General features: G+C 44.0%; 19 protein-coding genes and 2 pseudogenes. 8 read left to right on the forward strand and 13 right to left on the reverse strand.

The annotated features are described in order from the left end of the window. Positions 1-104: 104 nt before the first annotated feature. A complete protein-coding gene (locus tag J5O05_RS07835) occupies positions 105-815 on the forward strand; it encodes a response regulator transcription factor (RefSeq protein WP_208844308.1) in 711 nt (236 codons plus the stop codon). Here J5O05_RS07835 and J5O05_RS07840 read toward each other — a convergent pair. The 6 genes from J5O05_RS07840 to J5O05_RS07865 form a co-directional block, all read right to left on the reverse strand. Beyond that, positions 807-2,312 (reverse strand): YifB family Mg chelatase-like AAA ATPase, encoded by a 1,506-nt coding sequence (locus J5O05_RS07840; protein WP_208844309.1) that lies wholly within the window; start codon positions 2,310-2,312, stop codon positions 807-809. The genes J5O05_RS07835 and J5O05_RS07840 overlap by 9 nt on opposite strands. 36 nt (positions 2,313-2,348) lie before the next feature. Continuing rightward, positions 2,349-2,978 (reverse strand): trimeric intracellular cation channel family protein, encoded by a 630-nt coding sequence (locus J5O05_RS07845; RefSeq protein WP_208844310.1) that lies wholly within the window; start codon positions 2,976-2,978, stop codon positions 2,349-2,351. 273 nt (positions 2,979-3,251) lie between these two features. Next, positions 3,252-3,767 (reverse strand): DUF2489 domain-containing protein, encoded by a 516-nt coding sequence (locus J5O05_RS07850; protein WP_208844311.1) that lies wholly within the window; start codon positions 3,765-3,767, stop codon positions 3,252-3,254. Beyond that, on the reverse strand, positions 3,767-4,357 hold the full coding sequence (yihI, locus tag J5O05_RS07855; RefSeq protein ID WP_208844312.1) for a Der GTPase-activating protein YihI: 591 nt from the start codon (positions 4,355-4,357) through the stop codon (positions 3,767-3,769). The genes J5O05_RS07850 and yihI overlap by 1 nt, the downstream gene beginning before the upstream one ends. 31 nt (positions 4,358-4,388) lie before the next feature. Then, positions 4,389-5,027: a class I SAM-dependent methyltransferase gene (locus J5O05_RS07860; RefSeq protein ID WP_208844313.1), complete on the reverse strand. Its 639-nt coding sequence runs from the start codon at positions 5,025-5,027 to the stop codon at positions 4,389-4,391. Between the two features lie 785 nt (positions 5,028-5,812). After that, on the reverse strand, positions 5,813-6,445 hold the full coding sequence (locus J5O05_RS07865) for a c-type cytochrome (RefSeq protein ID WP_208844314.1): 633 nt from the start codon (positions 6,443-6,445) through the stop codon (positions 5,813-5,815). A gap of 265 nt (positions 6,446-6,710) precedes the next feature. On the opposite strand from J5O05_RS07865, the gene yihA reads away from it, so the two are divergent. Then, positions 6,711-7,346 carry a ribosome biogenesis GTP-binding protein YihA/YsxC gene (yihA, locus tag J5O05_RS07870; protein ID WP_208844315.1) on the forward strand — a complete coding sequence of 212 codons (636 nt, stop codon included), beginning with the start codon at positions 6,711-6,713 and terminating at the stop codon, positions 7,344-7,346. 40 nt (positions 7,347-7,386) lie between these two features. Here yihA and J5O05_RS07875 read toward each other — a convergent pair whose 3' ends face one another. From J5O05_RS07875 to polA, 3 genes and pseudogenes are all read right to left on the reverse strand, one after another. After that, complete coding sequence (locus J5O05_RS07875) at positions 7,387-7,932, reverse strand: DUF1285 domain-containing protein (protein ID WP_208844316.1); 546 nt, start codon at positions 7,930-7,932, stop codon at positions 7,387-7,389. A 52-nt stretch (positions 7,933-7,984) separates the two neighbouring features. Beyond that, entirely contained in the window at positions 7,985-8,566 is a 582-nt protein-coding gene (locus J5O05_RS07880; protein WP_208844317.1) for a YceI family protein, read from the reverse strand. Between the two features lie 362 nt (positions 8,567-8,928). Then, positions 8,929-11,677: pseudogene (polA, locus tag J5O05_RS07885) on the reverse strand (DNA polymerase I). Between the two features lie 571 nt (positions 11,678-12,248). Between polA and elbB the strand changes: the two are divergent. The 3 genes from elbB to J5O05_RS07900 all read left to right on the forward strand — a co-directional run bounded on the left by elbB (position 12,249) and on the right by J5O05_RS07900 (position 16,205). Then, positions 12,249-12,902, forward strand: a complete 654-nt coding sequence (gene elbB / locus J5O05_RS07890; protein ID WP_208844491.1) for an isoprenoid biosynthesis glyoxalase ElbB — start codon at positions 12,249-12,251, stop codon at positions 12,900-12,902. Positions 12,903-13,102: 200 nt separating this feature from the next. Then, positions 13,103-13,495 carry a c-type cytochrome gene (locus tag J5O05_RS07895; protein WP_208844318.1) on the forward strand — a complete coding sequence of 131 codons (393 nt, stop codon included), beginning with the start codon at positions 13,103-13,105 and terminating at the stop codon, positions 13,493-13,495. 136 nt (positions 13,496-13,631) lie between these two features. After that, positions 13,632-16,205 (forward strand): bifunctional diguanylate cyclase/phosphodiesterase, encoded by a 2,574-nt coding sequence (locus J5O05_RS07900; RefSeq protein ID WP_208844319.1) that lies wholly within the window; start codon positions 13,632-13,634, stop codon positions 16,203-16,205. Positions 16,206-16,240: 35 nt separating this feature from the next. On the opposite strand, the pseudogene rep reads toward J5O05_RS07900, so the two are convergent. Further along, a pseudogene (gene rep, locus J5O05_RS07905) lies at positions 16,241-18,258 on the reverse strand (DNA helicase Rep). A gap of 144 nt (positions 18,259-18,402) precedes the next feature. Between rep and ubiK the strand changes: the two are divergent. Further along, the gene (gene ubiK / locus J5O05_RS07910; protein ID WP_208844320.1) at positions 18,403-18,660 is read left to right on the forward strand and encodes a ubiquinone biosynthesis accessory factor UbiK; all 258 of its coding nucleotides are present in this window, start codon (positions 18,403-18,405) and stop codon (positions 18,658-18,660) included. Positions 18,661-18,736: 76 nt separating this feature from the next. Here ubiK and J5O05_RS07915 read toward each other — a convergent pair whose 3' ends face one another. Then, complete coding sequence (locus J5O05_RS07915) at positions 18,737-19,069, reverse strand: hypothetical protein (RefSeq protein WP_208844321.1); 333 nt, start codon at positions 19,067-19,069, stop codon at positions 18,737-18,739. A gap of 22 nt (positions 19,070-19,091) precedes the next feature. Between J5O05_RS07915 and J5O05_RS07920 the strand changes: the two genes are divergently transcribed. Next, entirely contained in the window at positions 19,092-19,424 is a 333-nt protein-coding gene (locus J5O05_RS07920) for a C1orf53 family protein (protein WP_208844322.1), read from the forward strand. On the opposite strand, the gene J5O05_RS07925 is transcribed toward J5O05_RS07920, so the two are convergent. Then, positions 19,415-20,245 carry a sulfurtransferase gene (locus J5O05_RS07925; RefSeq protein ID WP_208844323.1) on the reverse strand — a complete coding sequence of 277 codons (831 nt, stop codon included), beginning with the start codon at positions 20,243-20,245 and terminating at the stop codon, positions 19,415-19,417. The genes J5O05_RS07920 and J5O05_RS07925 overlap by 10 nt on opposite strands. A gap of 106 nt (positions 20,246-20,351) precedes the next feature. Here J5O05_RS07925 and J5O05_RS07930 point away from each other — a divergent pair, with 106 nt between their 5' ends. Beyond that, complete coding sequence (locus tag J5O05_RS07930; RefSeq protein ID WP_208844324.1) at positions 20,352-21,368, forward strand: glycosyltransferase family 9 protein; 1,017 nt, start codon at positions 20,352-20,354, stop codon at positions 21,366-21,368. Here J5O05_RS07930 and J5O05_RS07935 read toward each other — a convergent pair. Then, a complete protein-coding gene (locus J5O05_RS07935) occupies positions 21,355-21,762 on the reverse strand; it encodes a group I truncated hemoglobin (RefSeq protein ID WP_208844492.1) in 408 nt (135 codons plus the stop codon). The two genes, J5O05_RS07930 and J5O05_RS07935, sit on opposite strands and share 14 nt — an antisense overlap. Positions 21,763-21,783 lie beyond the last annotated feature (21 nt).

Consider the following 21,783-nt stretch of genomic DNA (forward strand, 5'->3'; position numbering starts at 1 on the left):
CTAAATAAATACACGAAAATTTACAAAGAATTAATGGACTTACCCTTCTCAGCGCGCTTTTTACGATGCTAATATAAGAATAATGTTAAAATACTAGGTTAAGTATGGCCATTCACGTCTTGTTAGTCGAAGACGACGAGCTTTTAGTAAAACGGATCCAAAGCCACTTTCAGAACACCGAATTTTTTATTTCGGTTGATGACACGGGTGCGCGAGCTTTGGAGCAGGTCGAACAAAGCGTAAAAGAAAACAATCCCATTCGCCTTGCTATTGTCGATGTGGTGTTGCCTCATCATGATGGTTTACAGCTTTCTCGTGAACTCAATACGTTGACCAACGTCGGCGTTATTGTGTTATCCAGTCGAGATTCTCAAGCTGATAGGATAGCGGGTCTTGCACAAGGTGCAGACGACTATATCTGTAAACCCGTTGATTTATTGGAACTTGAACTGCGCATGCGTGCTGTATATAAACGCCTTGCGAGTCAATTCCAGCAACAAGACGACGAGGAAGAAGAATACATCGAATATGCAGACTTTAAGTTGCATCCAGATAACCGTACATTGATTAATCCCCAAGGGTATGAATCACGTTTAACCGAAGCTGAGCATAAAGTGTTAATTTGTCTCATTGCTAACGCGGGTAAAGCCACCTCACGTGAAAAAATTTCGGAAGACATAGGTCAAGTAGACTGGAGTCCAAATGACCGTACCGTCGATGTGCTGGTTGGCCGTTTACGCAAGAAGCTTGGTGACGAAAAAGAACAAAAACGTATCGTCACTGTACGTGGTAAAGGCTACATGCTTTCAACCTAATTGGTTTAATAAGCGCTCAAAAGCCCGATAGCTGAGCGCTTCTTTGATTGCCTGTAGCGGTATTACAGGCAATTGCTCTAAGTCAGCAATTGTCCTCGCGACTTTCAATACTCGATGATAAGAACGAGGTGACAAATTCAATTTCTCCATCGCCTTACTCATATAGGCTTGGCATTCCGAATTTAAATGACAAAAACGTTCCACCTCTTTAGACCCTAATAACGCATTGGTTTTATTTTGACGTTGTTGTGCAAAATCAAAAGCCGCTTGAACGCGCTTTCGAATAACAGCGCTACTCTCCGCTTGGCAAGACGACATCAGCTCAATGCTGGAAAGTTTGGGCAATTCTATCTGTAAATCAATTCGGTCTACAAATGGACCACTTATCTTGGCTAAATAACGTAATACTTGGTCAGGTGTTGCTCGTTTATCGGTGTGATGTCCTGTTGGACTCGGGTTCAATGCTGCAACCAATTGAAAACGGGCTGGAAAGTCCACTTGTCTCGCAGCCCTAGAAATAGTCACCACACCGGTTTCCATCGGTTCGCGAAGTGAATCCAACACTTTTCGATCAAATTCAGGCAACTCATCAAGGAAGAGTACGCCGTTGTGGGCAAGCGAAATTTCGCCAGGCTTAGGATTCGATGAACCGCCTACTAAGGCGACAGCAGAACAAGTATGATGGGGACTTCGAAACGGTCTGATCCGCCAACGTTTGGGTTCAAAGGCATGCCCCATGAGTGAATGCACAGCTGCACTCTCAAGTGCTTGCGACTCGCTCATTAATGGCATAATTGATGGAAAACGCTGCGCCAACATCGACTTTCCTGTACCAGGGGGACCAAGAAACAATACATTATGTCCGCCTGCCGCCGCAATTTCGAGTACACGCTTCGCCGCACTCTGCCCTTTGACTTCACTAAAATCGACATCCATGTTCAATTGTTCTACGTCAGTGTGATAAATCGCATTAACCTGTGCAGTGGGTTCACCTTGCACAAATCTCCACAATGACTGCAGTGAATCGACCGCATATCGTTCTGAGTGTGATGCGAGGCTGGCCATGGGATCATTCAATAGTGGTATGAAGCAATGGTGCTTCTCTTGTGAGGCAGCGATAACGGAGGGCAAAATTGCATGCACAGGCCGAAGTTCACCATTTAAGGCTAACTCTCCAAAGAATTCAGCTTGGTTGGTCACCGTGTCTGGCAATTGCCCTGATGCCACCAAAATACCGATGGCGATTGCCAAATCAAAGCGACCTCCCTCTTTTGGCAAATCTGCGGGGGCTAAATTAACGGTAATACGTGTATCAGGGAATGAAAAATGGGCATTGGTTAGTGCGCTTCTCACACGCTCTTTGGCTTCTTTAACGGAGGTTTCAGGTAAACCTACTATCTGAAAAGCTGGCAACCCATTACTCAAATGAACTTCCACTTGGACTAGTGGTGCCCGTACTCCCACTTGAGCACGGGTTAATACTCTGGCTAATGACATATCCTTGTCGTTCTCCACAAATGTATGAAGGTAATATTATGACGATTGATGTCCCTCTGGATAACGGAAAACATGGATTACCCAATTCCACCGCATGGCAGCTAAACGCATGCATAAGGTCGTCGCCATCGCTGACCACATCGCAACCGTCATACCTAAATCAAACGATAAGGCTTGAGTATAGACAATACCGCCAGCAATGCAGGTAATCGCATACAATTCCCCTTTCAGTAAAAGGGGGATCTCTCTCGCTAACACATCACGGATCACGCCACCAAAACAACCCGTTAAAACGCCCATAATCACAACGGTGGTATTCGGCATGCCGAGCAATACAGCTTTTTGCATTCCCATAACAGCAAAAAACGCGAGGCCAAACGCATCCGCTATTTGCAACAGTTGCGCAGGCATATTGCGTTGACGATTCAACACATAAATACTGAGCGCAATGGCGGTGAAAATAGCAATAAAGTAACTCGGATCTCGTAGCCAAAACACCGGAGTATCCAAAATAATATCTCTGACGGTACCGCCACCAATACCAGTAACCGTTGCGAGAACGATCACCCCAAATCCATCCATATGTTTGCTGTGCGCAATTAAGGTGCCAGAGATAGCAAATACAGCCACACCGACTAAATCAAACCAATGCCAAAGATCTTGCATGTTACTCTCTACTTTTTATTCGTTGGTTGCTTTGAGCGCGAGTTAGCTCAATTTACTCAAAGACCACTTCATCTCAATACTAAGCTAGTTTAACTGTATACCAATTTACCGATTTCGTTTTTTATTCACGCGCTTACAGACTTTAGGTCACGCAATTTGAGCTTGTACATCATCACAAATATAGAGCGCGCAGCTGAACAAAAACTTGTCTGACTCAAAAAGCGGCAATAAAAAAGGCGACTAAATCGTCGCCTTCTTCTAGAACAGGTGTTTCTAGCTAAATACGACGTTTTCTTGTCCTGGTAACGGATGAAATTCACCGATTAACTTTTCACAATCCGCCGCTATTTCATCGGCCAAACGTTCTTCAGCTCGCCAACGCTGCGAATCCATTTTGAAGATTTCTTTCTTTGAGTACTTTTTTCGCGCATCGTGCGTCGGCATTTCCTTCACTTCTTCGTACATCTTGAAGATACCAGAAAACTCGGTTTGCAAGTCACGTTGCGTCTCGAAACTGTATTGCGACATGAGCACCCAAACACGCAAACAGCCCTCAGAATACTCGCACTGCTTCTCTTTCATCGCCCTCGCAATCAGGTTGATGTTGTCTGCAAGCTTTGCATTTCGTTCTGCGCGTTTAGTTTCTAGCTCCGCTTTTGCCTTTGCTTGTTGCTTGGCCATGTTTTCACGCTGCGTTTTGACTTGCCAAAGCAGTTGTCCGGCATAAAATGCCAGACCTGCGATAATCAACGCACCAACAACAATGGCAACATACCAAGAAGAAGTCATTAGTCCTTCATGTCCTCATCATCAAACCACTCTTTCGCCAGATCATCACTCATAAATTGAGCCATAGGATCCGCTTCGAAGATTTCATCTTCTTCGAACTCATCATCGATACCTAGGATTTCACATAGCTCTTGATGACGGGCAATCGACTTATTAAAGAATTTCGCGTCTTTGCCTGTGAGTAATTCACCACGCTCATGACGGTCGATTAACGCCATTAAACGTTCATCGTTTTCTAATTGCGCTAACTCTTCTTCAGGCGTCAAAGTAGGTTCTGCCACTTTTTTCAGAACGACTTTTGGCTGAGCGCTACGGTTAAACTTAGGCTCATCATTTGCTGTCTGTACATCTTTCGTCGGCACAAGAGCAATTGGCTTTTTACTACCAATTCGCGCATCTTTTAAACTCGAACCACCATTCTTGGCATCTACTACTTTAGCTTCTTGTGCGTTACGAGAGCCTGCTTTTAAGCCTTTGCTTTGCTTCTTCGCACGTGCTTCTTTTGCCGCGCGAAGGGCCTGCAATTTCTCTTTGCTTAACTTTGGCGCAATGTTTGTACTTACTTTGCGCGACTTTTTCTTTCTGGTCATCTTGCTAATTCACCTTACGTCTAAGACGCAATCACTGTGTTAAGACAATAACGTCTGCACCGATTATCTCGAGCGTCGCGTTATATTGCCGAGCAACGAACTCAAACGTTTCACGGCTAAAAAAGGAAATATGGGTTAAATCATTTTTGTAATGCCAAGTACTAAACCGCTCGGCATCAATGACAAGCTTTGTCATCATCACTAAAGGCTGACCCGATTTCAGTATTGAAAATAACTGTTCAAATACCGCTTTCGGTTGCGCCACATGCTCTATGACTTCTGTACACGTTATGAAGTCATAGCGCTTGTTAAATACAGTCTTATTAGGATAGTAGTACAAATCGTATAACTCGACTTGCATTCCTCTCTCTTCAAGCATTTTAGCCAATAAAGGTCCTGGACCACAGCCAAACTCTAATCCACAAGAACCAACCCCGACACGCGCTACTACAGGTTCTAACGCTCGGCTTAAGAAGAGACGATAGCCATCATCTTCCAACGCATTCTCATGTTGATCATAAATGGCCTTCTCGTCGTGCTGAGATAAATGCTGCTGCGAAGGTACAAACACCAATTTGCATTCTGCGCATTGTAGATAAGTGCGACGTTTATCCTCAACGAAAAACAATAGTTGCGAACAACCACATAATCCACAGCATTCTGAAACCATGTCGAAACCAAACAAAGGAATTCACAATCGCACATTGTACCATCAATTGCCTTGCCCGCATTATCAAAATCAACGGATAAAATGTTTTTTTGTTCGTGTTCTAGAAAGGTAAAATATGCGGAAAAGACGTGCGCTCAGGTCGCCGTACAACATGACTTGCTTAAAAGAGTTTGAATTGAAGTTACTTGGTAGAAAATAAAAAGGCGATAGAGCTTAGCTCTACCGCCTACTAATCTGAGCGTCTCAAATACTGGACACTTCTCCCTTCGACTTTTTAGTCTGCTTTATTCTTATTTTTATTATCGCTTCCGTGTTGTTTTTATTATGACTTCCGTGGCCATTCCATTTTGTTTTTATTATCAGACTTCCATGCTTACTTTTTTATTTTCGGTCTTCCTAACACTTTCTTGTTAGTTCCATAGGGTGTCAACCTTAACACCAACCGTTGTCGCCCGCTTCCTGTACGAATAAATCCGTGTTGTTATTGTTGTCTGCGACACGAATAAATGTACCCTTTCGTCATCTATACACAACACATTAATAACAATTTTATTAAAAAAAAATTATTTAAAACATAAAAAAATCAGGTTTTACATTAGGTTAAAATGAACGCAAACTGAAAAATAAGCTATAACCTACAACTAAACCAAGCCATTATCCTACATTGTTGTAGGATATATCTCACAATTTCACAGATAAAAAAAGCGACTTAAAAGCCGCTTTCTCACAACATATATCATAAAGTAGTAGGTGGTTACCCCACAATACGACTTTAGTTTATAGGCTTAGTGAAGACCACCAAGGTATTTTGACAATACTTCGATGTCTTTATCAGTTAGTTTTTTCGCGATGTCACGCATCATGCCATTCATGTCATTCGCACGAGTACCTTCACGGAACTTCAATAGCTGTGACTTGATGTAATCAGGGTGTTGGAACGAAATTTTCGGGAACTTAGCCAGAGACGTACCGTTACCACGCGGACCGTGACACGCTGAACAAGCTGGAATACCGCGCTCAGCGTCGCCTGCTTTATAAAGCTTTTTACCAATCTCAACGATTTCTTCAGGTGTTGAACCTGCAGACATATTCTGAGAAGAGAAATACGCAGCTAAATCTTTCATGTCTTGATCAGAAAGAGGCATAGCCATACCACTCATCACAGGATCCATACGACCTTCTTTACCACCAGAAGTCATACCAAGCTTAAGATCTTTCAACTGCTTATAGATGTAATCAGCATGTTGACCCGCAATTTTTGGATACATTGCGACTGGTGCATTACCATCTGGACCATGGCACGCTGCACACGTTGCTGATTTTGCTTTGCCTGCTTCTGCATTGCCGTCAAATGCTACTGCATTGTTTGCTGACAACGCACCAAGCAGCATAGTTATAGTGAGTGCTATTTTTTTCATGGTGAATTCTCTGTTTCCGACCCTGTATGTATACGGTTACATTCTAAAAGATGCAATTGCTACATTCTACACGATAATATTTTATGTGGCACGTTTTCTACCCACATTAGTCTTATAAATTATAGGGTTTTGACATAGATTAATTTTTCAAAGCGCCAACTAACCCGTTGTTTGCTTTTGTGACAGCGCAATTTAGGCTAAAATGCCATCCTTGGACACCCTTTAACTTTATTTTTATCGCTTTTTTAGCATCGAGGATGTGTACGTGCTCAAATCTCGTATTAAGTACAGCACTGCAAAGTTTGTTACCAGTGCACCCGATATTACGCGTTTACCTGCTGATGAAGGTATCGAAGTGGCATTTGCTGGTCGCTCAAACGCAGGTAAATCAAGTGCGCTAAACGCACTGACAAATCAAAAATTGGCACGCACCAGTAAAACGCCGGGCCGCACACAATTGATCAATACGTTTGAGCTTGATGCAGAAAAACGATTAATCGACTTGCCAGGCTATGGCTACGCAAAAGTCCCACTCGAGATGAAAATTAAGTGGCAAAAGTCGCTAGGTGAATACCTACAAAAACGCGACAGCTTGAAAGGTCTCGTCGTGCTTATGGATATTCGTCATCCACTTAAGGATCTGGATTTAGATCTGATTGAATGGGCGGTCGGCTGTGAAATTCCTGTTTTAGCGTTACTCACAAAAGCTGACAAATATGCGCAAGGAAAACGTAAGTCGGAAGTACTGCAGGTCCGCAAAGCGCTTGCAGAACTTGGCGGTGACATTAAAGTTCATGCTTTTTCATCGTTGAAAGGCATTGGTTTAACTGACTTGGCGTGGACACTTGACGATTGGTTTTTAGGTCCCTACGTTAAAGAAGTACCTGCAGAAGCGGAATAATTAACGAAGCGATGTGTCGGAAGGGCGTGAACTGAGCGCCCTAGTCTGCCAATAAAAAGCGGTCGTTTCCCGACACTAACCAAAACAGCCCTTCATTCTCAATCGCCCGCTCTGCCCATTGATAATAAACATGTCTTGATATTCGAGCTAATAACCCCCCTTTTAATACCATGTAGGGAATGTGCTGTTCTCGAAAGGCTCGATTAATGAGGGGAAAGTGCGTACACAATGGCCATTGCCGGTGTAAATTATCAGTAACGACAATGACCTCTCCTTCCTCAACGGACACGATTGTCCAAGATTGAATAATAAAGGGTACATCATCTACTTCAATTTCGACATCTTCAGCGGGTGTGGTCAAATGATAGCTCGCACCGACAAACGACTCGCCGTTTTCATACTCAACACGAAGAACACTAGCCCATAACTTTATCATTTCTTGCCGCGTTACCCGCGTACCATCATGAAACCAATTTGCCTCTGTATCGATTTTGATTGGTAGCGTTCCACATTGAGTGGGTTGCCAATGTGCTTGTGGTCCCTGTACGGACACTAGCTGAGTAATAAGAGCATCAAGGCTTTGCATAAAATGGTTTAGAATACGATACGTGGCGCAAACAAAGCGCCACGCATTGCTATTACTTTTGAACTAAATGAAGAGATACAAAAACAGGCACCGCGTGTGCAATGGCGTCTAATCCCGCAACTTTTCTAAGCGCTTCTACGCCTGCATCCAATGCATAATCTTTTGCATTAATTAGAAGAGGTTTACGCGTCGTCACGAAAAGATCGTTGCCTAGCTTCGCTACATTCAGGTCCAACATCACCTTTTGTGTTTTGCCATGCAGTGACAACGTCGCTTCAACGCCGTCCACTTTGTTCATACCTGATTTCAAACCGCTAAGTTGTTTTGCTAATGATGCGGTCAATTGCGCTTTAGGAAACGCAGCAACTTCGAACAGCATTTGTTGCATACGCTCGTTGCGGATTGGGATCATGCTTTCAACTGACGCGAGTTCGATAGAAAAAGAGAACTCGCCTGCATCTGATAGACGACCAGCGAACTGCGTAAAATGATGCACTTCACCGATCGTGTTTTTCTTCACAGAGACAAATTGAACATCACTGTTACTTGGATCGATTTGCCAATCTGCTACAGCGTTTGCTGCAAACAAACTAGATGCCAGTGTAGCCCCAGCCATGAAAATCGTTTTAAGCATGACGAATTCCTTTATAAAGTTAAGATGATTAATAAAGTCCACTATGCGCTTAAGTGTAAGGCTATTCGAATGAGGGGAAAAGAAAAGATTCATCAAAAGAAAAAACGGCTCGTCAAAACGACGAGCCGGTATAGCAATCTGGGGAGAAGCTATCAATACGCTGTATCCTCAAAAAGAGAGATACATCATCAACAGGATGTCCTACAGGATAAGGACGGCGCGCACTCTAGCAAATAGCCATCCAGAAATAAACACTTCCAAGCAAAATATAGGCCTATTTGATGTTTTGGCTACAATAATTTATAGCGACTTACATTTTGTTAAAGATGACGCGTTCTTTGCTCCCCAGACCTTGTTTAGAACTAATGTGCTTGTTGCCAGTTGTCGCCACTATCCGCTTCCACTAAAAGTGGCACATCTAACTTAGCCGCATTCGACATCAACTCACATATATGTTGCTTGTACTCGTCAACTTTATCGGCGCGGATTTCAAAGACTAATTCATCGTGTACTTGCATAAGCATTTTAATTTCGTCTTTGCTGGTTGTTTTCAACCAGTCATGCACCGCAATCATTGCTCGTTTGATGATATCAGCAGCGGTCCCTTGCATTGGCGCATTGATTGCTGCACGTTCAGCCGCTTTTCGAGCTGCGCCATTTCGCGCGTTAATGTCAGGCAAGTACAAACGGCGACCAAACAACGTTTCGACATACCCATTTTCAGACGCTTTTTGACGCGTGGATTCCATGTACTCTAGTACGCCTGGGAAACGTTCGAAATATTTATCGATGTAATGCTGTGCTTCTGCTCGCGGTACATCCAATTGACGAGACAGACCAAATGCAGACATTCCGTAAATCAAGCCAAAGTTAACGGCTTTCGCTTTTCGACGCATATCCGTCGTGACGTCGTCTAAACTCACCGCAAAAACTTCTGCGGCAGTTGCGCTGTGAACGTCTTGACCTTGTGCAAACGCATTGAGCAGACCTTTATCCTGCGATAAGTGCGCCATGATCCGCAGTTCGATTTGACTGTAGTCCGCGGCAACAATTTGATGTCCTTCGGAGGCAATAAATGCTTCTCGAATTCGACGCCCTTCTTCACTGCGGATTGGAATGTTCTGCAAGTTCGGATCTGTTGAGCTTAAGCGACCAGTTGCGGTTACTGCCTGATGGTAAGACGTGTGCACACGACCTGTATGCGCATTCACCATCAATGGTAATTTGTCCGTGTAGGTCGACTTCAATTTCGACAGGCCGCGATGCTCCATAATAATTTTAGGCAATGGATAATCATGCGCTAACTCTTGCAATACCTCTTCAGCCGTAGATGGTGCACCTTTAGGTGTTTTCTTGACGATTGGCAAACCCAGTTTTTCAAACAAGATATGCTGGAGTTGCTTTGTCGAACTTAGATTGAATGGCTCTTCAGCAATTTCATGTGCTTGTTGTTCAAGCTCAATCAATCGCTCTGCAATGTGCTTGCTTTGTGCTCCTAACATATCAACGTCAATCGCTACACCAGTGCGTTCGATGTCTGAAAGTACACTAAGTAGAGGCAATTCAATTTCAGTAAAGACACTCATTAGTGGCGTCTCGGCAGCCAATTTAGGCCACAACGCCTCATGCAGTCGATACGTTACATCCGCGTCTTCAGCCGCGTAAAATGCCGCTTTCTCTAACTCAATTTGATTAAACGTAAGCTGGTTTTTGCCTTTTCCTGCAATGTCTTCAAAACTCACTGTTTTGTAGCCTAAATATTTGAGCGCTAGCGAATCCATGTCATGTCGTGTACCTACACTGTTAAACACATACGATTCCAACATCGTATCAAACGCAATTCCATCTAACTCGATGTTTGCCTGCGCAAGTACGCTTTTGTCGTACTTCAAGTTTTGGCCAATCTTAAGCAGTTGTTTATCCGCAAGGATTGGTGCCATGTGCGATAACACAAGATCGAGCGGTAGCTGCTCCGGTGCGCCAACGTAATCGTGAGCTAAAGGTAGATACGCGGCATCCCCAGCTGCCACAGCGAAACTCATCCCGACAAGCTTTGCTTCCATATAATCCAAACTGGTCGTTTCGGTGTCAAAAGCGAACACCTTTGCCGCTTTCAGTTTGTCACACCATGTTTTTAGTTGAGTTTCGGTAAGGATCGTTTCATAGTGAGCTTCCACAACCACTGAATTTGGCTCATCTTCAGCGACCGCAGAGCGGTCAACTGTAGCCGCTTGTTTCGCGGTAGCACTGCCATCTAACAACTCCGCAAGCCAACGCTTAAACTCACACTGACCGTACAATTCAATTAAAGCATCATTGTTTTGCTCTTTTAAAATCAGTGATTCAAGATCGTTGTCGACCTCAACATCTAATTTGATCGTAGCCAATTCATAGCTCAGCGGTAACTGTGTGAGTGCTCGTTGAAGTTTCTCGCCAATCTTACCTTTGACTTCGTGCGCATGATCTATTACGCCTTGCAACGATCCGTACTGTTGCAACCATTTTACCGCCGTTTTTGGTCCACAGCCCTCAACACCAGGAATGTTGTCGACCTTATCACCCATTAAAGCAAGATAATCAATGATGAGTCTCAGGTCCCACACCAAATTTTTCTTTCACCATGTCTGGATCGGAAATCGTATCTGTCATGGTATTAATCAGTGTCACGTGCTCATCGACGAGCTGTGCCATATCCTTATCTCCCGTGGATATAAGTACATGACGCTTTTGCTCAGACGCAATGCGTGCAAACGTACCAATTACGTCATCCGCTTCAACGCCTTCTATGCTGATAAGCGGAAAGCCCATCGCTTTAATGATCTCATGCAATGGTGCGATTTGGGTACGTAAATCGTCCGGCATAGGTGGACGGTGCGCTTTATATTCGCTGTATAGATCGTTTCTAAACGTCTTACCTTTAGCATCAAAGATCACGGCCATGTGCGAAGGTTGATATTGCTTTATCAAACTTTTCAACATATTGACCACACCGTAGATAGCCCCCGTGGCTTCGCCTTTTGAGTTAGTCAGGTGCGGTGGTGAGTGATAAGCACGAAATAAGTAGGATGAACCATCAACCAAAATAAGTGGATTTTGAGGGATCTTTGACATAAAGAAGGGATCCTGAAAGAAACAAAGATGAATAGGTTATAGCATGCCATAGCAACCGTTAGAAAACGAGCTTTGAAATACCCAAGATGTCTTACTTTACGGGCTGCATAATCTGTGGATAACTTTGTAGACAAACACAAAAGACTCTAGGAACTGAGCGTAAAGCGCTTCCCAAGAGGACCTGTAATTCATTGGATTTAAAAGGAATAATGGTACGGCTTTCGTTATTATTATTATTCCGTTGAATGTGGAAAACGAGTTTTAAGCTCTATTATTTAGCACATTTTATGACCGCTTTTCATTGAGCGGACGGGTATACTACCACATTGGATCAAAGATCAAAGTAGATCCTTTATAATTTTTTATTGTAAGCCCTTTTGCCGTTCGGCATATAGCCGATTCACCCTGTGATCGACACCGTTTCTCGCACAAGAAACAACCAAAGTTATTTTGTTTAACTACGAACTCGTAAGCGTTACTACTGAAATTAATCTAAACAGCGAGTTTCATCAAAACGACCCTGAATTAATGCTAAACTAGCAGCAATTAAACCATTTAAAGGACAAACATGATGAAACGTGTTGCGGTAATTCTCTCTGGGTGTGGCGTTTTTGATGGTGCGGAAATTCATGAATCTGTGCTCACGCTTTTACATATTGCAAAAGCTGGTGCTCATTACCAGTGTTTTGCTCCGGACATAGACCAGCTGCATACCATTAACCATTTGTCTGGTGAAGTCATGGCGCAAAATAGAAATGTGCTCGTTGAATCGGCACGCATTGCACGTGGTGAAGTGAAGTCTCTGCGTGAACTCAATGTTGCAGACTTTGACGCACTACTTGTGCCCGGCGGATTTGGCGCAGCCAAAAACCTGTGTGATTTTGCACTTAGCGGCGCAAACATGGTTATTCACGAGGACGTTTTCACTGTATGTCATGCTTTTGCACAAGCGGGAAAACCGGCAGGCTATGCGTGCATTGCGCCAGCTCTCATTCCACAAGTGTATGGTCAAGGCGTACAACTAACCATTGGCAATGATACGGACACAGCTACCGCAATCGAAGCAATGGGTGGCTCTCATGTCACGTGTTTAGTGGATGAAATCGTCATTGACGAAAAGCATCAGGTTGTGAGTACACCTGCTTATATGCTGGCTCAATCAATCGTTGAAGCCAACACTGGACTTGAAAAACTGGTTAATCAAGTATTAAAAATGTGCAAGTAAAAATCGCGTAAATAAACAATCGACTTGTGCCCATTAAAAGGCCAAAAAAGCCGACATTTGTTTGCGATGGCACAAATAATTGTATTTTTTGCGAAGATATACTTAAGTTTACGTTTTATAAATCGATTGGTGACGTTATAATCACCCGCATTTGGGTCAGCTCGTGAATATCACGTGCAAATCGAAGTGAGCAAGGCAAAATGAAAAAACTTTCAGCAGCATTATTATTGCTATCTACCGCTGTGTTTGCACAGCCTTATGACAATTCACTAACAGAAGATGCAATCAAACAGCGTCTAGAGCCTGTTGGTTCTGTATACCTTGCAGGCGCTGAATCAGCTGCTGCAGCTGAGCCGACTGGTCCTCGTTCTGGCGAGCAAGTATATCAAGCGGCATGTTTCGCCTGTCACGGTACAGGTGCACTTGGCGCGCCAAAAGCGCACGCCGATTGGGAACCTCGTCTAGCAAAAGGCAAAGACGTATTACTTAATCATGCTATCAACGGTTTTAACTCTATGCCACCACGTGGTACATGTATGAACTGTAGCGATGATGAGCTTGCTGCGGCAATCGAATTTATGTCATCAAAGTAATCCCAAAAAGGGCCTAAATTAGGCCCTTTTTCCCTCCTCGAGCAACACAACTAAAACCGTTTAAAACTTGACTTTTCGCTGCAATAAGTGAAATTATAGTGAATAATAATTAAACAATAATAATCGGTTAATATCATTGGACGATTCCACAACAGGGCATAACAAACTTGCTCGGCATAATCGCCGTTTGCAAGCACTGTTAAGAAAGTACAAACAGCTCCATCAGCTCCAAAATGCACTGATCCAATTATCAGAGCAAGCTAGCACTGTCCCTGAATTAACCTTACTCTATCCTGCAATCCACCACATTCTTGAGCAACACTTACCTAGTCGTAGCTTTTACGTCGTTCTGCAAAACCAATTTACCCAAGCCCTTGAACTCTCCTATTTCGTTGATGAGAAGGATGGCATTTCAGTACCGATGCATCTGGCCAATCAGTTTGGCGAAGGCGTAACGGGCCATGTCTTTAGACTGGGGGAAACCGTCTACTATACGAAAGAGTCGATGCAAGATGCCGTAAAAGATGGCCATTTTAAAGCGCTAGGTTCACCCGCTGAACACTGGGTTGGGGTGCCTATTTATCGAGAAAAAACCATCATCGGAGTGATGGTGTCGCAGAGCTACAATCCGACACAAAGTTATTCAGATCAACAAATTGAGCTCTTGGAAGTGATGTCTTTGTACCTTGCAACAGCCATTGAACGTGTGAAAAAACGAGAACTCCTCGAATCGGAAGTCAAAATCCGTACACGTGCACTGATGCAAAGTAATGAAGCGCTCAATTCTGAAATTGATCATCGCAAGAAAGCGTTAGAACGCCAACAAATTCTCTTTAAAATAGCGGAATTGGCAACCAGCTCTGAACACATCGAAGACGTTTACTTACAAGTCCATCAAATCATTCGTTCAATCACCTTTGCAGAAAATCTCTACATTGCGCTGTATGACAAAGAATCCGGTTGGCTCACTTTCCCTTATTGTGTGGATCAAAAAACCGCAGCGTCAAAACCTCGCGAATTTGCCAAAGGCTACAGTGAACTCGTTATCAGCACTGAGCGTGTACAATTAATTGATAGCCACCGTGCAAAGTTGTTGATTGAAAATGGGATTGTTGAACGAGCCGTCCATGTTCCTGAAGAAAACCGTGCAACCAGTTGGCTTGGCGCACCACTCAAAACGTCTCAAGGGGTTATCGGTCTGATCGCGTGTCAGGCGTATGATCATAAATATGAATTTGATCACGATGACATGGAATTGATCTCCTTCGTCTCGCATCAAATTGCGGCTGTCTTGCAAACGCATTTGGCCAATCAAGCCTTAAAAGCAAGTTATCAAGAACTGGAACATCGTGTACTCGAAAAAACCAAAGAGTTGCGCCAGACCAACTTGCATTTACAAATGCAGATTGACGAACGTAAGAAAATTGAACAGCAACTTTACCACGATGCGCACCATGACTCTTTAACCGGATTACCAAACCGCAGTCTATTTCTAACTCAGCTCGAGCGGACACTGCAGGTTTATCAACGCCACCCTGACCACCATTTTGCCGTTTTGTTTATCGACCTTGATAAATTCAAAGAGATTAACGATCAATTAGGCCATCATGCTGGCGATCAATTTTTGATAAGTGTCAGCCAATCCTTCGCCGATTGTATTCGTGAACACGACCTGTTGGCCCGTTTAGCCGGTGATGAATTTGTCGTGCTGTTAAACCATTTAACGGATAAACAGCAAGCTGAAGATGTCGCGAAACGGATCATTCGAGTAATGCAAAAGCCATTTTGTATGAAAGGTATTTGTGTACAAAGTGGTGCAAGTATTGGGATAACTTACAGCAACAAGCGTTATGCAGATACCGACGAAATTATCCGCGATGCTGATGCGGCAATGTACTATGCGAAAAATGCAGGCCGAGGACGTTTCGAGTTCTATCATCCTCTCCTAACGGCTGGCAAGAACATCCAACGTCACGCTGAACAACATCATTTATGTGATCTGCCTACCCATTTCCGTTCAACTGAGATAAGCAACTTAGACGATTCTAACGATGGAAAGCGGGCTAAAATTCGCGTACTTGAAGCCTTCGGAGAACACCCCGTTTTAGGTAGTACGAGCTTTGATATCCTCAAAAAATTTGCAGCAGAGAAAGACGAACAAATTGAAATTGAGTTAAAGCTACTTCAAGAAGCACAAAACTGGTCAAAGCAATTCGACGGAAATACCCTTTTCTCATGCTCAACATTATTGCTTGAAGAACACACCTTCCCTCAACTACAAAAACATTTGAACGCAAGCCAGTACAAACTGTGTCTTTTGTTTAATGAGTTGGACGTGCGTTTTGCGTCTAGTCGTCAACTCGAAAACCTCAAGTTGCTCACCCAAAGTGGCGTGGCAGTTGGGATTAATGAGTTTGCAAAAGACCGATGCGATTTGACATTAGTGAGCCAATTGGATTTTAAATACGTATTGCTCAGCTCTACATTCAGTAAACGAGTTTTACAGCAATCGAGCTATGAAGTGCAATTGAAAGGGATTTTGGCTGTCACCGCGTGTAAACACATTCAAGTAGTGGCTAAAGGCCCTGCGATTTTGAATTTTCAAACCTTACTCGAAAAACACGGTTTGAAACTCTTTTTTGGTAAGCAACAAAGTTTACAAGCTCAAAATTTGTATGATTTACCGGACAGTGAGTTGCTCGCCGAATAACAGATTCAACGAGCAATCCAAATAGCCTATCAGCACTAATCTCGTTTTAACATCGCCCGCAAACCCGCGACTCGGCTTTGCCCATGCTGCATGCGCTCTTCTTGGCTTTTTACCGGTTGTTTACCTTCGATAGCCAAATCATCTTGCGGTAACTCTTCCACAAAGCGACTGAGTTCTGGTGTGATCATTTCGCCAAACTGACGTCGGCTTTTGGCATACGTCATCGTCAAGGTTTGTTGTGCACGCGTAATACCGACGTAGGCCAGACGGCGTTCTTCTTCAACATTGTCTTCGTCGATGCTGGTTTGGTGAGGCAGTAAGCCTTCTTCCATGCCAACCATGAACACGTGCGGGTATTCCAGACCTTTAGACGCATGCAGAGTCAACAATTGCACCGCATCACTTTCATCTTCACCTTCGTTACGCTCCAACATATCTCGAAGCGTGAGCTTGCTGACGACCTCCGGTAGCGTCATCGGTGGATTATCTTCATCCCCTGACAACATTTCGCTTATCCAACGATAGAGCCTCCGAAACGTTCTTCATCCGCATTTCGGCAGCCTTTGCGCTCGTTGATGACTCGTACAAGTAAGCTTCGTAATTACTTTCACGAACCATGTCGCGCACAGCATCTAATGTATCGCCTCGCATTGCTCGGTCAGAAAGTTCGACGACCCAACGTGCAAATCCCATCAGGGCATTCATACCTCGTCCGTTTAGTCGTCCAGCGAGTCTCTTGATCAAAACACGCCTCAAACAAACTGATGTGCTTTTCATTGGCGAGCGTCCCTAGCTTTTCCAAGGTAACGGGTCCAATATCACGCTTTGGCGTATTAACGATACGAATAAACGCATTATCATCATCTTGGTTCACCAAAATACGTAAATACGCCATCATGTCTTTGATTTCTGCACGGCCAAAAAAGGACATTCCACCACTGAGTTTGTATGGTATGCGGTTGCTCATCAACGCCTTTTCAAATACACGTGCTTGGTGGTTACCTCGATATAAAATCGCGTAATCTTTAAAACTAGTGCGATTCATAAACTTATGGGAAATGATCTCCGCCACAACGCGCTCAGACTCGTGTTCTTCATCTTTTGTTGCAATAACACGCAGAGGTTCACCATAACCTAATTCACTAAATAACTGTTTTTCAAACTCATGCGGGTTGTTCGCTATCAAAATGTTGGCCGCCTTAAGAATTCGGCCACTGCTTCGATAATTTTGCTCAAGTTTAATCAGACGAAGACCCGGGAAGTCTTTTTTCAACAACACTAAGTTTTGTGGCTTCGCACCACGCCATGAATAAATGGATTGATCGTCATCCCCTACCACAGTGAAACGCGCGCGCTCACCAACCAGCAACTTAACGAGCTGATACTGACTGGTGTTCGTGTCTTGATATTCATCGACTAGAAGGTAGCGAAAACGTGCCTGCCAACGTTCCCGAACTTCTACAGATTGGTTGAGAAGCAGGGTTGGGATCATAATCAGATCGTCGAAATCAAGCGCATTATAGGCACGTAGCTGAATTTGATAACGAGCATAAAGCTGAGCAAACTGTGCCTTTTGCGCTTCACGGGCTTCGCGAATAGCACGCTCAGGCAGAATCAATTCGTTTTTCCAGTTGCTGATTTGGTTTTTCAACAAATTGAGTAAGTCTTTGTCTCTTTCCAATTCGGGTTCAGTCAGTTCCGCCAACAGCTGGTTGGTATCTTGATCGTCAAAAAGCGAAAAACCAGGCTTATAGCCCAGCGTTTTAATTTCCTTTTTAATGATTTCAAGGCCAAGGGTGTGAAATGTTGATACCCAAAGTCCTTTGGCATCTTGCTTACCTAACGTTTGTGCAACACGTTCACGCATTTCACGAGCGGCTTTATTCGTAAAAGTCACCGCCGCAATGTTTTTCGCTTTGTACTCACATTCTTGCACTAGATAAGCAATTTTGTTGGTAATAACACGCGTTTTACCTGAGCCTGCGCCAGCAAGCACCAGACACGGACCACTGATATATTTCACCGCTTCATCTTGGCGAGGATTGAGTTTCATAGCACCACAAACATAAGAACTGGAAGCCTGATATTGTAAACTAAGGGGGAGTTTGCGCAAAGTCACAAAAGCGGTCCCCTTTGTTTTGCTGCAAGGACCAATTCGCGTTAAGATGAAGGTATCAACGCGAATTAAGGTTATTCCATGTTAAACCCATCAAAACTCGAAGAGATTGCAAAGCAAATTTCAAGCAATATGCCTCAAGGCCTTAAAAATATTGCTGATTCGTTTGAGAGCAAAACGAAGCAAGTGCTACAAAATAAATTGTCAGAAATGGATTTTGTTAGCCGTGAAGAATTCGATATTCAAAGTAAAGTACTGATCCGTACACGTGAAAAGTTGATGGAACTTGAAGCCAAAGTTGCTGAGTTAGAAGCCAAAATTAATTCTGACCAAGCGTAATGCACGGCTAGGAGCGTTGTCTTATACAACGCTCCTCCCCTAATTTTTGCACGACTTTTATTTAAAACTTTCCTTTTTAATCTAGTAAATCAAGCAATTGCTGCACTTTCTCTTGCGAAAGTTCTCCCATTTGCTCTGCGTTAGCCAGCGCATAAATTTCACCTTCAATTTCCGTAATATCAAACTCATCTCGTGCTTCTAGCATATTGGCCCACAATTCGAGATCATCAAGACTGAGTTGCTGACTCATCACGCGAACGAGCACATCACGTAAATCCGATACCTTCACCTCAATCGGCAGAAAACGATCTAATTCACCAGCAAGCAATAAACTAATTGCTTGATTTCGGTCGGCCCCCCAACTTAGTAGGGCCTGTATTGCTAATTGGGGAGTTATGTTAGACTGCACTTTTCACCTGATCCAATTCACTATGACTACACAATGTACCGCTTGCCACCAAACCATGGCATGTAACCCTGATGGCTGCTGGTGCATGACGCTGCCGGCTATTTTGCCGCTCAACGAGGGAGCTGGCTGCTATTGTCGAGATTGTTTGTTGACTAAAATTCACACCTACCTCGACGCCCTTTCAGCTAAACCCATTGCGGAACAACTAGCCATTGCCGCGCCTTACAAACAAGCCCCACTGCAAGAAGGTTTGGACTACCACATCGAAGATGGCTTGATGGTACTCGGTCGTTGGTATCACCTTCGCCGAGGCGCTTGTTGTGGCAACGGCTGTCGCCATTGCCCCTATTCCTGACCCGTCGCAATGGGCAGTGAATCGTCAGCGCCCCACTCACTCCACGAACCATCATACACATGCAAGTCACTGTAACCACATTCACTTGCCGCGATAGCTAGCACGCAAGCCGTCACGCCAGAACCACAACTAAAATACAATGTTTTATCTTGTGCCTGACGCTCACGAAACAGCGATGCTAACGCATCGGTTGATTTTACAGTTCCGTCCTCGTTACTAATTAAGCTATAGGATAAGCTTTGGCTTGACGGAATATGACCTGAACGCATTCCCGCTCGCGGTTCTTTTTCCACCCCAGAAAAACGAGCCTGACCACGCGCATCCAGAATGAGGCTGTGCGACGTTTCCATCACTTCTAAGATACGGTGTTTATCAACGAAGAAATCTGTAAGCGCCGAGGCTTTAAAATTGCCAATCTCACTTGCCTTTGCGTAAGATGAAGCTGTTGGATAACCCAACGTCATCCAACGAGTTAAGCCACCATCTAACACATAGACTTCGTTAAATCCTACGGCCTTGAACATCCACCACGCTCTTGCCGCACTGTACAACCCTTGTACGTCATAAACGATAATAGTGTCCTGCTGCGAAAGACCTAGCTTTTGCGCTTCGCGCTCAAATTGATTGGCTGAACACATGGTATTACTAATGAGACTTTGCTCATCTGCAAATGTTTTACCGAAGTCAAAGCGTTGAGCACCCTGAATGACGGCTGGAGGAACGTAAGGACCGCTGAGTCCAGCTTTAACAATACCTGCATCGAGAAGCTTTACTGTTGATAAATGCTCGTAGACCCATTCGCACGACTTAAAGTGTTTCATCGCCTCTCCTTGTGTTTATGGCCGAAAGTGTTTCACGTTAGTTATGGCGTGAATCCTCAATTTAGCTCGGTTATAATGCGGACAAATCAAATATATAGATTACACCATGTCGAACAAAACGATAACGCCAGATAATCAATCTGACCCAATATTAATCGTCTTTCCGAAGTTTATTGGCGATGCAATCAATACGTTACCTGCAATTGAATTGTTAAGACAGCTGTATCCAAAAACGCCTTTTCATTTTCTCGTGCGTCCACATCTTGTTGCGCTGTTTGAAGCGCAAAACCTCCCCCTAGTCGATGTTATTGAAGACAAACGCTACGCGAAGCCAAAATGGGGGATATTTAAAAAGTCACGAGCACTGAAAAAAGCAAACTACCAACTTGCGGTACTGTTTCGCGGCTCATTGGCCGAAGCAGTGCTCTGTCGACTTGCAGGTATCAAATCCGTGATTGGTTACGCCCAAAATGGCCGGAAACCTTTACTGAGTTACGCCCTTAAGCTGAATGAGAATCACCACTACATTCATCGCTATTGCCGTATCGTTAACGAGGCACATGGTTCCCCATTCGACTCATTTAATGCACCTTCGTTGTCTACACGTGAATCACCGTTTGTATCCCCACAAACACCGACGATCGGCTGTTATTTTGGTGGAAAAAACAAAGATACCCGTTATTACCCGACCGCATTGAGTGCGCAGGTTGTCGCGCTACTTTTAGACAATACGCCATGCGATGTTGTATTACTCGGCGACCAACAAGAAGTTGCGGATAATCAGGCCATCATAGAACAGCTCACAAATCATCAAACACGTGTTCTGAACTTAGCAGGAAAAACAAGCCTACCGGAACTGGTGAATGTAACTGGTCAATTAACCGCACTGATTTCTATTGATTCTGGCCCAATGCACATGGCCTGTGCGACAGGAACACCCTGCGTAGCCCTCGTTGGCCTCGGTACATCGCCTTGGAGCATTGTCGCGCCCAAAGTGGCTAAGTTTGAGGCGATCGTGGCCAATGGATTTTCATTAGATGATCACCGTATCATTGAATCGATTGAACCCGCTGAAGTGCTGCGTACGTTCCAATCGCTCATGTCACGGCTTAGCGATGAATAACCTCGCCGCGTAACGGCGCAAGACGCGCTAATATTTGATTTTGTAGCGGCGTTGAAATGCGTCGCTCATTCATCGCTGCCACTAATAACTCGACAACACGATTAAACTCACTTTCCCCAATGTGCATACCTGTGTGGATTTGCACCATTGAGTCACCTCGAAATTCACAAGGACCGTCGAGTACATCACACAGGTGAGTCAGGAATCCCGCGCGAAAATGCGCGACACTCGCGTTTTCAAAAAAAGGTAAAATCACCGGGTCGTTACCAATTTGATTTATAAACGCATCCACTAACTTTTCATTGCCCTCAGCACCACCAATTTGCTCGTACAATGTTCCAGAAGTAGATTGGCAAGCACTCAATCCACTCACAATCAGTGCAAAGAGCAGCATGTTGATTGTCTGCTTAAAATT

Source organism: Pseudoalteromonas xiamenensis (assembly GCF_017638925.1).
Classification (GTDB): Bacteria; Pseudomonadota; Gammaproteobacteria; order Enterobacterales; family Alteromonadaceae; genus Pseudoalteromonas; species Pseudoalteromonas xiamenensis.